General features: G+C 43.8%; 7 protein-coding genes. 4 read left to right on the forward strand and 3 right to left on the reverse strand.

Going from position 1 to position 14,755, the window contains the following annotated elements; genetic code table 11:
• From ACM0OZ_RS01465 to ACM0OZ_RS01475, 3 genes are all read left to right on the forward strand, one after another.
• A partial coding sequence (locus ACM0OZ_RS01465; protein WP_414581062.1) for a hypothetical protein occupies nucleotides 1-1,421 on the forward strand: 1,421 nt, incomplete at its 5' end.
• Nucleotides 1,422-1,539: 118 nt separating this feature from the next.
• Nucleotides 1,540-1,851 carry a hypothetical protein gene (locus ACM0OZ_RS01470; protein WP_414581064.1) on the forward strand — a complete coding sequence of 104 codons (312 nt, stop codon included), beginning with the start codon at nucleotides 1,540-1,542 and terminating at the stop codon, nucleotides 1,849-1,851.
• A gap of 257 nt (nucleotides 1,852-2,108) precedes the next feature.
• Complete coding sequence (locus tag ACM0OZ_RS01475; RefSeq protein ID WP_414581065.1) at nucleotides 2,109-3,548, forward strand: hypothetical protein; 1,440 nt, start codon at nucleotides 2,109-2,111, stop codon at nucleotides 3,546-3,548.
• Between the two features lie 393 nt (nucleotides 3,549-3,941).
• Here the strand turns inward: ACM0OZ_RS01475 and ACM0OZ_RS01480 are convergent, their stop codons facing one another.
• Nucleotides 3,942-4,982, reverse strand: coding sequence for a CHAT domain-containing protein (locus ACM0OZ_RS01480; protein ID WP_414581067.1), 1,041 nt, complete (start codon nucleotides 4,980-4,982; stop codon nucleotides 3,942-3,944).
• A gap of 323 nt (nucleotides 4,983-5,305) precedes the next feature.
• Nucleotides 5,306-8,464 (reverse strand): tetratricopeptide repeat protein, encoded by a 3,159-nt coding sequence (locus ACM0OZ_RS01485; protein ID WP_414581069.1) that lies wholly within the window; start codon nucleotides 8,462-8,464, stop codon nucleotides 5,306-5,308.
• Between the two features lie 1,338 nt (nucleotides 8,465-9,802).
• Here ACM0OZ_RS01485 and nifJ point away from each other — a divergent pair.
• Nucleotides 9,803-13,462 (forward strand): pyruvate:ferredoxin (flavodoxin) oxidoreductase, encoded by a 3,660-nt coding sequence (nifJ, locus tag ACM0OZ_RS01490; RefSeq protein ID WP_414581262.1) that lies wholly within the window; start codon nucleotides 9,803-9,805, stop codon nucleotides 13,460-13,462.
• Between the two features lie 46 nt (nucleotides 13,463-13,508).
• On the opposite strand, the gene ACM0OZ_RS01495 is transcribed toward nifJ, so the two are convergent.
• Nucleotides 13,509-14,753, reverse strand: coding sequence for a S41 family peptidase (locus tag ACM0OZ_RS01495; protein ID WP_414581071.1), 1,245 nt, complete (start codon nucleotides 14,751-14,753; stop codon nucleotides 13,509-13,511).
• Nucleotides 14,754-14,755: the final 2 nt, after the last annotated feature.

The raw sequence follows: 14,755 nt of genomic DNA on the forward strand, positions 1-14,755 counted from the left end.
ACAGCACTGAAATTAACAACAAGATTTCCAACCTGCGCAACGAGTGGAATCAGACATTCATCAATCTGGCTACGCAGCACGTCGATGAACTGGGCAACATCATAGGTGGCACAGAGACATTCAACAGACTGATTATTCAGAAGCTTGTCAATAACAATACTGACCTTGACCAGTACGTCAGCCAGCAAATTGACAACACTTATGAGCAAAAAGTACAAAATCACATCTCTGCGATTACTCACAACATTGTGAATAACAATGAGGAGTTAAATCAGTACTTCGACCAGCGCTTACAGCACAGTGTCACCAACAACACTGAAGTGAACAACGAGATTGTCAACTTCGTTGCCAACAGCACTGAAATTAACAACAAGATTTCCAACCTGCGCAACGAGTGGAATCAGACATTCATCAATCTGGCTACACAGCATGTGGATGAACTGAGCAACATCATAGGTGGTACAGACACATTCAACAGACTCATTATTCAGAAGCTTGTCAATAATAATGAGGAATTCAACCAGTACATCGACCAGCGCTTACAGCACAGCGTCACCAGCAACACTGAAGTAAACAACAACATTGTCAACTTGGTTGCCAATAGTACTGAAATTGACAACAAGATTTCAAACCTCCGCAACGAGTGGAATCGGACATTCATCAATCTGGCTACACAGCACGTGGATGAACTGAGCAACATCATCGGCGGCACAGAGATATTCAACAGAGTCATTACTCAGAAGCTTGTCAATAACAATATTGAACTGAACCAGTACGTCAGCCAGCAAATTGACAACACTTATGAGCAAAAGGTACGAAATTACATTCCAGTGATTACCCAGAACATTGTGAATAACAATGAGGGCTTAGATCAGTACATCGACCGACGCTTACAGCAAAATGTAACCAACAACATTGAAATCAACAACGAGATTGTCAACTTGGTTGTCAACAGTACGGAAATTAGCAACAAGATTAATAACGTCTACAGAGATATTGACATCAAGATTGACAGCGTCCGCAACGAGTGGAATCAGACATTCTTAAATCTGGTGAGACAGTACGTTGATGAAGTGATCAACATAATAGGCGACAGAGACACATTCAACACCCAGGTTGCGAATATCATCAACATCAAGGTGGATGAGCTTCTCAACCAAATCATCAGAACCAAGAACGAACTGACTGTACTCATCAACAATGCAGACAGACAACTCTATGAGTGGACTCTGGGAGAACTCATGGCAATCAAAGGCTGCTTAACCGACCGTGAGGTTCTTGTCGAGACGCTAGTCACCTTCAGCGCTCAACTCAGAACCAAGCTGGATGGAACCGCCTGCGTGGACATCCAGACCATCAAGCCGTTCAAACCTGTGTTAGAGCCGAAGCAGCAATCCCAGCAATTACCAGGAAACAAATAACTAGACTTTAGCCCTTAAAGCTAGTTAGCTCAAATTTGATGGTGTAGAGGTTGCGTTACTGCGTTGCTTTAACGCAACCTACTTCAACAAAACAAAGGTGAAAAAATAGACACAAAAAATGATTTACGGAACAGTTGGTGAAGACGGAACAAAACAAAACGGGGAAGGATTTAATGTGAAATCACCAGACACAGGAACTTATATAACTACTTTTTTACAACCTTTTGTTAACCTTCCCAGCGTAGTCGCTACTTTGAAGAATTGGGGTGCTGATAATCAAATCATTGTTAAGGATATAACTCCAAACAAAGCTCAAGTTCCTATCTGGAATTTAGGACTTCAACAACAATCAGGTGAAGATTCTCCAAAGCTGGCTGTTACGAAAGAAAAGTCAGCTTTTAATTTTATTGCCATTGGTGAAGGTAGTTAAGTAAGATTTAGCTAAATTTGATGCAGCGATCGCTCTTTGATTTTTTTCCTGACTATCTCGGTGCAATCACTCGGTTACGCAGCATATTTTATCCTATCGTTGCTGAGTACCGTTATAAAAAACGAAGAGTCAAATACCAGGAACCAACTGTCTGAATGATTACAGGAATTATTAACTATAAAATACTTCCTGAAGATATTTCAATCTGCACCTCTGGTCAATAAAAAATTACTTTGCGAGGGTCGGAAATACTACTTATGGCAAAAAAAAGATATTCATATGTTGGGGTATCACTTTTCTTGGCTCTGTTGCTCCCAACCCCCGTTTTTTCTGATGCACCACCTCATTTAATTAAACAACCGTTCAGGAATTTGGAGAGTGAAGAAAACTCTACAGAAGGGATAGGAGGACAGCCTCAGGAATCCTCTAATAAAAAACCTAATCAAGTACAAGGCATCAATGATCCCTCATCTAAGAAAAATAGTGTTTCAGGTGGAGGTACTTCAGGAGGCTCAAAACCAGCAGGAACAAACAACCCATCATCTGGAGTGTTGACTAATGAAGCTACACAAAATCCTACAAATAAACCCTCTGGAGGATCTTCTGGAACAGGACAGAGTAGTCAGGTCTCGCCCATCATTGGCGGAAACAATACATCGCCTTCCGGAAGAAAAAATGAAGCTACACAAAATTCTACAAATAAACCTTCTGGAGAGCCTTCTGGAACAGGACAGACGAGTCAGCCCTTACCCATACCTGGCGAAAACAATACATCGCCTTCCGGAAGAAAAAGTGACTCAGAGGATCGGATACCCTCGCCTGTAGAAAATACCTTAAACTCCCTTTATAAAAATCCATTTGCATCGCTGCCGTGGTTGTTCTTGCTGGGACTGCTAGGTTTGCCTTTGTGGTGGTTCCGGAGACGTCGTCGTCAGCAGCAGGTCAACAAGTTCGTTGACCAAATCTTTGAGCAAAAGATAAATAACAACATCGGATTCATTATCAACAAGATTGCGGATAAGCAGGAATTCAAGGATTACATCGACCAGTATATAGCTCAGCAAATCGACCAAACCTTTGAGCAGAAGATAAGAAATAACATTCCATTAATGACTCACTACATTGTGAATGATAATGAGGAATTACAGCACTACATTGACCAGCGCTTACACTACGGTGTCATCAACAACACTATAATTAACCATGAGATTGTAAACTTCGTTGCTAACAGTACTGCAATTAACAATAAGATTAATAAAGTATACAGAGATATTGACATCAAGATTTCCAGCATTCGCACCGAGTGGAATCAGACATTTTTAATTCTGGTTACGCAGTACGTTGATGAACTGATCCATATAATAGGTGGCAAAGAGACATTTAACATCCTGATTGCAAATTTGATCAGTGCCAAGCTAGATGAGCTTCTCAACCAAATCATGAGAACCAAGAACGAACTGATTGTAATAATGAACAATGCAGACAGACATCTGTATGAGTGGACTCTAGGAGAACTCATAGCAATCAAAGGCTGCTTAACCGACCGTGAGGTTCTTGCCGAGCAGCTCATTTCCTTCAGTGCTGAACTGAAAACCAAGCTCGATTGTACGCCCTGCGTAGACATCAACAACTTCGAGCGGTTCAGACCTATCTTGATAGATCACAAGCAGCAAGCGCAGCAATTATCAGGAAGCTAATAACCAGAACTACATGGGCTTGCCCACTACTGGTGACTTTTGCTAATGACCATCAACAGAAAGCAGAATCAATATTGAAACAATTTGGTTTCCAATTGTTAAGACGTTTGGTGGCTTAAAGCGACAGTTACAACTTTTTGATAGTTAGCCCAAGAGTTTAAGTAGGTCGGCGTGATGAAACAAACTTATGTAAAGAAATGTAATTGATGTGAAACGCTTGTAGTAAGCGCTTTAGCGCTAAAGCGCTTACTACAAACAAAAAATATTTTGTGCCGAGCTACTTAATTTCTGGGTCAATTTCTGTAAAAGTATAGATCCGGGTCATGGATAGCCTTGCAGGGAAAGGGCTGGGGGGTTAGGTTTTTCGTTAATTTTGCGTAACCGCTTACCAAGTCAAATTGTTAAATTCACCAGACTTAACAATTCGTGCCAATTATCACCTAGCCAAGCAGTAGTTTTAGTGAGATGGGGCTGAAGTTTTTCCATTGCATCGGCAAACCCTTCGGCTTTCTTGGCATATTTCAACGCTCGGTTTAATGCATCACCAATTTCATCTTTATCTGGCTGTGGCTTATTTAACTCCTCCTGTGCATCAGCAAAGGCATTGTCAATTTTACGACGGTCTGAGGTTTCTAAGTTCGCTAAGATCTCACGTAAGGCGTTGAGTTCTGCTTGTATGTTGACGCTTGCTGGTGCGGGTAAACTGACTTGTTGAAAATTGACGTTTGCAGTGCTGCTATCTCCGGTTATAATTGCGCTACCAGTGGCATTACCCCCAATAGAAACTGAACGCTTTTGTCCGCTTTTATTGTCATTATTCATACCATTATCCTTGTCAGATTTCACTGGATTTGTTGCCTGTACTGTCTGATAACGCCGTCGCCTAATTTTGATTGCTGGGGTTAAATATTCTGGAATCCCTTGCAAATCAATGGAGGTACAACCCATTTGAAAACAATCTTCATAATTCCTGAGTGCTGCTAAGGCAGTATAAAACCCGACACTAAACTTAATCGCCGCCCTATCTCCAATCGCCTGATTCATCCCCACCACGCAATCAATGTATTGGTGAATTGCTGTGGCTTGTGATTCGCTGTAGCAGGCGTTGAGTAAAACACACTCAACCTGTGACTGAAACAAATCAAATAGCTTTGCCAGGGCTTGTGTACTGACAAGTTGCACCTGTCCAGAATTATCTTCCAAGGCTAATCCATCAGTACCAGAGCCATGCCCGGAAAAGTGAATAATTGTTGGTTGATGATTAGACAAAAAGCGGGTTAAATCATCCACTCGTACCGCAGATTCAGTGATGATTTGAAATTCCTCTCGATTTGGAGAAAGTTGCAGTGTGTTTTTGATTTCCCGCACCTCTTCATCTAGGCGCAAATTACTTGTGTTTTTGGGGTTGGCGGAGAGGATGAGGATTTTTTTCACGGTGTTATTTGATATGGTTTTTTATATGTGTTTTGGGAAAATAATACCGATTCAAAAAATGTTTGCGACAGATACCCCACCCGCGCTATCGCGCACCCTCCCCTTGCCAAGGGGAGGGTAGGGAGGGGTTTAACCGATGTGTTGCATTCTTTTTTCAAATTGGTATAAGTTGGTATTTGGGATTTTGATACAAATTGAGTATATTTTTTCTGGAAGATTGTAAAATATGCAGCTTGGTAGGTAATCGCACTGTTGTGGAGTTAAGGCGGCTCCTCCAAAGCATCGCGCAAGCGCAGACTTGTCAGTTCGCTAATTATCGCTGTTTAAAAAAAAGTTTCCTCCTCCTCCTCCTCCTCCTTCAACTCAGGATGCTGCTGCTCGGCATGAACCGTTAAAACCTTCGCCAGCGATTCCACCTTACAATCGTCACTGGGACATTCTTGCGTAGCTTTCAGTGCCTGTCCCCAGTTTTTCAGGTTCGCTGCGGCTTCGGCAATGGCACTTAAGGCAGAGGCATTGGAATAGGATTCCTGAATGTTGTTGGCAGAGGCGATCGCTTGCTTGAGCAAATCACCGGCAATTTCTGGTTGGTTGAGCTTGCCAATGGCTTTGGTAATGGCACGTAAGGGAGAGTCTTTAGAGACTTCAAAGGATTCCTGAATCTGGTTGACAGAGGTGATCGCTTTTTCCAGTAAGGCAGATGCTGTTTGCGGTTGTTGTAGCTCTGCATAGGCTTGGGCAATAGCACTTAAGGCATTGGCTTTGTCTCTGGATTCCTGAATCTGGTTGGCAGAGGCGATCGCTTTTTCCAGCAAAGCAGCGGCTTTTTCTGGTTGTTGTAGCTCTACAATGGCTTGGGCAATGGCACTTAAGTTATTGGCTTTATTATAGGAATCCTGATTATCGGAATCCTGAATCTGGTTGGCAGAGGCGATCGCTTTTTCTAGCAAAGCAGCGGCTTTTTCTGGTTGGTTCAGCTTGCCATAGGCTTGGGCAATGGCACTTAAGGTATAGGCTTTGGAATTGGAATCCTGAATCTGGTTAGCAGAGGCGATCGCTTTTTCTAGCAAAGCAGCAGCTTTTGACCGTTGCTTGAGCTTGCCATAGGCTTGAGCAATTGCTCTTAAGGCATCGGCTTGGTTCGCTGGTGCATCGATATAAATAAAGTCACCGGATATCTGAATCTGGTTGGCAGAAGCGATCGCTTTTTCCAGCAGGGGAGCGGCTTTTTCCGGTTGGTTGAGTTTGTCAATGGCTTCGGCAATGGCTCTTAAGGCATCAGCTTTGTCAGAGGAATCATTATTCTGGTAGTCATCAGCTATCGCTTTTTCCAGTAAGGCAGAGGCTTTTTCCGGTTGTTGTAGCTCTACATATACTTCGGCAATAGCTTTTATAGCATTGGCTGATCGGGGAATCTGTTTGGCAACAGTGATCGCTTTTTCCAGCAAAGCAGAGGCTTTTTCCGTTTGTTGTAGCTCTGCAATAGCTTTGACAATGGCTATTAGGGGAAGGAGTTTGTCATTGGGTCTCCCTACCTGGTTGGCAGAGGCAATCGCTTTTTCCAGCAGGGGAGCGGCTTTTTCCGGTTGGTTGAGTTTGCCATATACTGCGGCAATAGCACTTAAGGCAGAGGCTTTGTAACCCACCGCCTGAATCTGGTTGGCAGAGGTGATCGCTTTTTCCAGCAGGGGAGCGACTTTTTCCGGTTGGTTGAGTTTGCCATACACTGCGGCAATAGCACTTAAGGCAGAGGCTTTGTAATAGGAATCATGAATCTGGTTGGCAAGTTTCAAGGCTTGAGCAGAATTTTCATCCTTAGCAAAGGCGATAGCCGCTTCTGATTGATACCTAGGTTCCGTTCGCTGACTCACATCAGTCAATTGCCAGCGAATTTGAGTCAATTGCCCCAGACTTGTATAATTCAACCAACCCCAGATTCCCAGTACCAGTGAAAGGACACTCCCAATCCCCCCCAAAAAATAGTAAATTCGCTGCTGACCACGTTGACGCAGTGCTACACTTGCTTGAATAAATTCTTGCTCTCCTGCGCTTAGTTCCTCTCGGCGTTGTTTCAGCTTTTCTTCCGCTTCTTTTAACACTGCACCCCGCAACAATGCCCCTTCATCCCGTTGCATTTTTTGCCATTGAAGCATTGCGAACCGCAGCCTTTCTTGCCAAGCGCGAAAGCTACGGTCTGCATTCATCCATTGTCGCAGTTCTTCCCAATTACGAATCAACGCTTCATGAACAACTTCCACAGTTTCTTGGTTAGCAGCATTTTGACTGGTGACTACTAATCGATCATCCGCCAACTGTTTCACCAATTTCCAGCGTTCTTCACCCAATTCGGCTTTCGTCGCCACTCGTCGCGTATCTTGTCTGTCTTCACCCGGTTGCACTAATTGGATGAAAATCCGCCGTACCTGTTCTTTCTGGGCTGCGCTCAACTTACCATAATTCTGATCTGCATGACGAGCCAACGCACCTTGTACCTTACCTATGTGCTGATAAGCTGCATGAGTTAACTGTTTACCCTGGCGCTGGTTCCACAATTCCGTCAACGCAAACTCTAAAAGAGGTAAATTCCCCGGTTCATCTTCGACATCATCCAAAATGCGTTCCACCAGTCCCCCTTCAAATGTCACCCCCAATTTCTCAGCAGGCTTTGCAATCACCTGTGAAAGTTCATCATGGTTCATTGATCTGAGCTTGATATCAGTTTTCAATACATCTCCAAAAGCGGGATATGACAGAGCATTCCCCAAGAAATCTGCCCGCATGGTTGCAACTAGCACATGATTGTATTGGGACTGATAAGCAGAGGATTGAAAGCTGACTAATAAACTATCTAGAAAACTATGGCGAACTTTATGATCCGCGCATAAAGTGTAAATTTCTTCAAATTGATCGGCAATCAGCAACACCCGAGCCGTGGGGTGATTTTGGTGAATCTGGGCAAATACATCAGCTAGGGAGATTTCACCATCACCAAGGGATTGTGACAACTTACGAGCTTGGATGATCTTATCAGTAGCATCCAGATTTTCTGTGTAAAGCGGAACCAGAGCCAAAGCTAGGGCATGGAAAGGCTCAGAACCAGGACGGAAGTGAGTAAATAACCAGTGACCTTCATTTTGCAGCTTTGGCACTAATCCCGCCAACACCACCGAAGATTTTCCGCTTCCCGACGCACCTAACACGGGTATAAAATTACGGTTTTGAGTCGCCGCGAATAGTTCTTCTACAAATACCTCACGTCCAAAGAAAAACTCCGCATCATCGGGACCAAAGTGAAACAAACCGCGATAGGGACAGAGAAGATTTTCGCTACTTACAACCGTAGATTCAACAGGTCTTACCGTTGTATTTTCACGGTAATAGTAGTTGGTAATAGTAATAGTAGCAGTATTGCTATTACCAGTAATAATCGCACTGCGGTCAGCACTTCCTCCAACTTTGGCACTGCGATCTTCTTCTGTCATATCACCCTCATTTATTGATTCTGTAAGACTTCTACTGATTTAATACGTCACATTAATATGTAGTAGTTGTAAAATCTTACTTTTCACGGGATGTGGAAAACCTCTCTCCAAACCTCTCTCCTACGAGGAGAGAGGCTTTGATGTTTCCCCCTTCCCTAGTAGGGAAGGGGGCTAGGGGGTTAGGTTTTTCGTGGATTTTTCCACATGGCGTGAAAAGCCAGGTTGTAAAATCTACATACAGCATTCAAAAGAGTATTTCAGTACAAACATCTGTAATTACGGAAAACTTCACGACGACTAGCACCGCAAGGCGGAAGTCAAAAGTCAAAAGTCAAAAGTCAAAAGTATTATGGAATGGGCTTTTTGTGGATTTTAAATGGTTGCTCTATTTACGCCGTGACATACTAGTAGTGCTGCTTTGAAAGTCAAAAGTCAAAATTGTTTGACACTCAACATTAATACGGTGGAAGGCTTATCATTAAGACTGCTCTGAGCAGGGAGCAGCGAGTAAGGGGAGAGAAGGTGTTGCGATTTTTGCACAGATGTTCCAAATAATCTGATAGAGTACCAAATTTTAACGGTATCACTGGCACAAACATGACACGACAATCTTTTGAAGACGGAAATAAAAATAATAGTATTTTTCATATAGGACTCCTCCGCAGATTTTTGAACGACACGTAAGGTGGGCAGTGCTTAGCAAAACCCGGATGTAGTGGGCAAAATACGGTAAGCACTGCCCACCCTACAATACTTAAGATTTTTCATAAATCATTTAGGATTGCTATAGTATTTTTCTAAACTTATTGGAATCTCGGTTTCCTGTAAGCAAAATTTTCCCGTACCTCTACCCCAAAAATTTTTTATTATTATTTGAAACTATTGCTAATTAATAGTTTTTCTTCTTGAGTACATTATTAATTCACACAAATCAATGCAATTGATAGCGTGAGATACTGAATTGTATGAAAGATTGATTTACAGTTAGACTCAAAGTCGCAAATTGTCTGTACGCTTAAGCAAAATGAGACAAAAAGCTACAAAGAAATATTAAATTAATATTTCGCTTCATTGATTTGAGTCTACCAACTTCTGTTGCATTGGCTATTTCTAAGTATTTTATTCATAGTTTCCTTTATGCAGTCTAAAGGAATACTTAATTGATAAAAATTGAGATTGCCAAGATGTGTAAGCTGCAAGTGGGAGTGGGGTAGTTCTTTCATTTGATATCAAATTTGAAGATTGCCCAGGGCTAAGAAGCTTAGGGAATTATCTATGAGCTATTAGGAATTAGCAATGCTCATATTTTGGCACCTGGGGAAACTAACAGGAGGAATGATGAACAAAACCTTTGCAACGATAGATGGGAATGAGGCTGTTGCCCGCGTTGCTTACCGCCTAAATGAAGTGATTGCCATTTATCCCATCACCCCCTCATCGTCAATGAGTGAATGGTCAGATACTTGGTCATCTGAAAGTCGTCCCAACATTTGGGGTACCGTTCCAAGTGTGGTTGAAATGCAAAGTGAAGGGGGAGCAGCAGCAGCGGTGCATGGAGCATTGCAAACGGGTTGTCTCACCACGACTTTCACATCATCCCAAGGATTGCTGTTGATGATTCCCAACCTGTACAAAATAGCAGGTGAACTCACCAGTGCCGTTATTCACGTTGCAGCTCGCACACTCGCGACTCACGCCCTGTCTATCTTTGGCGACCATAGTGATGTCATGGCAGCCCGTGCAACTGGCTTTGCCTTGTTGTGTTCCGCTTCAGTACAGGAGAGCCATGACTTCGCCCTAATTGCTCAAGCAGCCACCCTTGAGGCGCGGGTGCCATTTATGCACTTCTTTGATGGCTTCCGCACCTCTCATGAAATTCAGAAAGTTCAACTACTGGAAGATAGCGACTTGCGATCGCTCATTGATGATGAATTAGTCTTTGCCCACCGCGATCGCGCTTTAACCCCAGACCATCCAGTGTTACGGGGAACCGCCCAAAACCCCGATGTCTATTTCCAGGAACGCGAAAGCATTAATCCCTATTACAACGCTTGTCCCGACATTGTCCAACAGGTTATGGATCAATTCGGGGAACGTACAGGACGGCATTACGGCATTTTTGAATACCATGGAGTCCCAGACGCAGAACGGGTTATCGTACTCATGGGTTCCGGGTGTGAGACAGTCCATGAAACAGTAGATTACCTCAACGCCCGTGGAGAAAAAGTTGGTGTTGTCAAAGTTAGACTCTTCCGTCCTTTTGATGTCAAAAGATTTGTAGACGTTCTACCTACCACAGTAAAAGCAATTGCCGTTCTTGATCGCACCAAAGAACCTGGTAGCGTAGGTGAACCCCTTTATTTAGATGTAGTGGCTGCTATTTATGAAGCAGGATGGGCAGATCGGGAACGAGGGAGTGGCAGAATTTCCCCCGATCTTAAAATTGTTGGTGGTCGTTACGGTCTTTCCTCGAAAGAATTTACCCCAGCGATGGTGGAGGCAGTTTTTCAAAACCTTGCTCAGGTAAAACCAAAAAATCACTTTACCATCGGTATCAATGACGACGTTAGTTACACCTCTTTGGTATTTGACCCCAACTTCTCCATAGAACCGGATAACGTTGTACGGGCAATGTTCTACGGGTTAGGTTCCGATGGTACAGTTGGTGCAAACAAAAACTCAATCAAGATTATTGGTGAAGAAACCGACAACTACGCCCAAGGCTACTTTGTCTACGACTCCAAAAAATCCGGTTCAATAACCGTTTCGCACCTGCGCTTCGGTTCACAACCAATTCGTTCAACTTACCTGATTGACCAAGCAAACTTTATTGGTTGTCATCAGTGGGTATTCTTAGAACGCATAGATGTATTGAAAGCTGCTGTTGTTGGGGCAACATTTCTGCTCAACAGTCCTTACAATGCTGATACTGTTTGGGAATATCTCCCAGTGGAAGTGCAGGAGCAAATTATTCGCAAGCAACTCAAGTTTTACGTCATCGATGCTAATCAGGTTGCTCGTGAAAGTGGTATGGGCAACAGGATTAACACGATAATGCAAGTATGCTTTTTTGCATTAGCCGGTGTCTTGCCACAAGAAGAAGCGATCGCCAAAATCAAACAAGCAATCGAAAAAACCTACGGCAAAAAAGGGGCAGAAGTCGTCCGCAAGAACTTGGAAGCTGTAGACAGAACTTTAGATAATTTGCACAAAGTCCAAGTAGGGACAACGGAGATAAGGAAGACAACGCCGATAACTTCCTCATTCCCTCACTCCCTCACTCCCTCATCCCTTCATTCCCCATTTCCCGTAAGTGCGCCCGAATTCGTTCGGGAAGTCCTGGGCAAAATCATGTCATGGCAAGGGGATGAATTGCCCGTCAGTGCGTTACCTGCAGATGGTACTTTTCCTACAGGGACTGCCAAGTGGGAAAAACGCAATGTCGCACAAGAAATTCCAGTTTGGGACGCTGATGTCTGCGTACAGTGCAACAAGTGTGTCATGGTTTGCCCTCACGCAGCCATCCGTAGTAAGGTTTATCAAGTCGGTGAATTAGCTAACGCCCCAGCAACTTTTAAGTCAGTTAGCCCTAAAGATAAAGACTTTGCCGAACAGAAGTTTACCATTCAAGTTGCCCCAGAAGACTGCACAGGATGCGGTATCTGTGTAGATGTTTGCCCTGCCAAGAATAAATCCCAGGCAGAACGCAAGGCAATTAACATGGAATCACAGTTGCCATTGCGGGAGCAAGAGCGTGAAAACTGGAATTTTTTCTTAAGTTTGCCAAATCCTGACCGTCAAGGGCTTAAAATTAACCAAATTCGCCAACAACAACTGCAAGAACCTTTGTTTGAATTCTCTGGTGCTTGTGGTGGTTGTGGTGAGACGCCATATCTGAAATTGCTCACACAATTGTTTGGCGATCGCGCCATTATAGCCAACGCCACAGGTTGTTCTTCAATCTACGGTGGAAACTTACCGACAACCCCTTGGACAACGAACGCCGAAGGAAAAGGTCCCGCATGGTCTAATAGTTTATTTGAAGATAACGCCGAATTTGGTTTTGGTTTCCGCCTCTCCTTAGATAAGCAAGCCGAATTCGCCGCTGAACTCCTACAAAAATTAAGCAGTGAAATTGGCGATGATAACCTTGTTGAGTCTATCCTAAATGCCCAGCAAAACACCGAAGCAGATATTTACGAACAACGCCAACGGATTGAGCTGTTAAAACACCGATTAGATAAAATCCTTGCTGATGTAGAACTTTCGGATGCAACGTCTCTACAGAATAACAATCTAAAATCTAAAATCCAAAATCTTAAATCAATCGCTGATTACCTAGTTAAGAAAAGTATCTGGATTGTCGGCGGTGATGGTTGGGCGTATGATATTGACTTTGGTGGACTTGACCATGTGCTTGCCAGCGGTCGTAACGTCAACATCTTGGTCATGGACACAGAGGTATATTCTAACACAGGCGGACAATCCTCCAAAGCCACCCCACGGGCAGCAGTTGCTAAGTTTGCCGCCAGTGGCAAGCCAGCAGGCAAGAAAGACTTAGGGCTAATTGCCATGACCTACGGTAATATCTACGTAGCGAGTGTAGCGCTTGGCGCACGAGATGAACATACCCTTAAGGCATTTCTAGAAGCAGAGGCTTACGACGGACCATCGCTGATTATTGCCTACAGCCACTGCATCGCCCACGGTATCAACATGACGACAGCCATGAGTCACCAGAAAGCTTTGGTAGATTCAGGTCGTTGGCTGCTGTATCGGTATAATCCTGAGTTAGAAAAAGAAGGTAAGAATCCTTTGCAGTTGGATATGCGTCAGCCCAAGCAAACAGTAGAACAGTCGATGTACCAAGAAAATCGCTTCAAAATGCTCACCAAGAGCAAACCCCCTCTTGCCAAGCGCCTGTTAGAAGAAGCGCAAGCCGAGGTGGATGCACGTTGGCAGATGTACGAGTATTTGGCGGCGCGTAAACTACCTTAATCACTACTGATGTTAGCTTTATAACCTAGGTTGGTCAAAATCTTAACTATTGCAATTTTGAAATGCGCTGCATCAGAACTGCAAGTGCTTGGGTGTACTGAGTATCTTTCTGGGTAGCAATATTTGCTGGCCTCCATTTCTCAAGCACTGCTTGTGGAATTTCAACCACGTAATCTGGCTTTATGCCAAAGCGGCTAATGTCACGTCCTGCAGGAGTCAACAAGTTGCCGACGGATACCAAAACAACAGAGCGGTCAGACAATTGCTCTCCACCATGAAGCCGTCCTCGACCAAAGGTGGTGGTTCCGACTAACAACGCGCGGCGGTTGTCCTGAAGCGCTCCCGCTAAGACTTCGCTGGCGCTAGCAGTACCATGATTAACCAAGACTACTACAGGTTTATTGGTGAGCTTGGAACCACTTGTCTGAATTTCTTCCAAGCTTCCTGTACGATCTCGAATGGATGCAACCCGTTCTTTATTCAAGAAAAGACTGGCAATCTCCGTGCTAGGCTGAAGCAAGCCACCAGGATTGTTGCGTAAATCAATTAAAAAACCGTCTACGTTTTTATTCAGTAGCTCTTTGACAGCATTACGCATTTCCTGAGATGCGTTAGGCGTAAACTGTGTCAAGGCAATATAACCAATAATTTTGCCTCCCTCCTGCTTGAGCGAGGTACGTACTGGTTGCACAGAGATAGCTTCACGTAAGAGCGGTACATCAAAAGTCTTGCCCTGACGGCGTACAGTTAAAACTACCTGAGTACCTGCTTGACCCCGCAGCCGCATCATCGCCTGATCATGACTGAGAGGTTTGGTGGGTACACCATCAATTGCCTGAATAATATCCTTAGGTTGCAAACCTGCTCTGGCAGCTGGAGTATCCGATATGGCAGTCACTACCCTTAGTTCTTTGGTTTTTTCATCGCTGTCCACTGAAAAATCTATCAGACCAACGCCAATGAACTTTCCACTGCTTTCCATCTCAACACTGGCAAGCTGCTTACCATCCAGAAGCCGGGTTTCAGGGTCGTTAAGTTTTCTCAGCATGGCACGAATAGCGTCATAGGCTGCTTGCTTGGTTGTATAGTCTTTAGACAAAACCTCTCGTCGCGTTTGCAGCCAATTTTGACTATTAAAATTTGTACCAACAAATTTCCGGTTAATTATCTGCCAAGCTTGATCCACAATTTGCCTGTGGCTATTTTCAGCTTTAGCATAGCTACAAGTGCCAAAAGCAGCAGTTAGTAAAAACAATATGGAGGTGTTGGCATAAAAGCGACGCATATCCATGA

Source organism: Scytonema sp. PCC 10023, assembly GCF_963920835.1.
Lineage (GTDB): Bacteria > Cyanobacteriota > Cyanobacteriia > Cyanobacteriales > Nostocaceae > Kalymmatonema.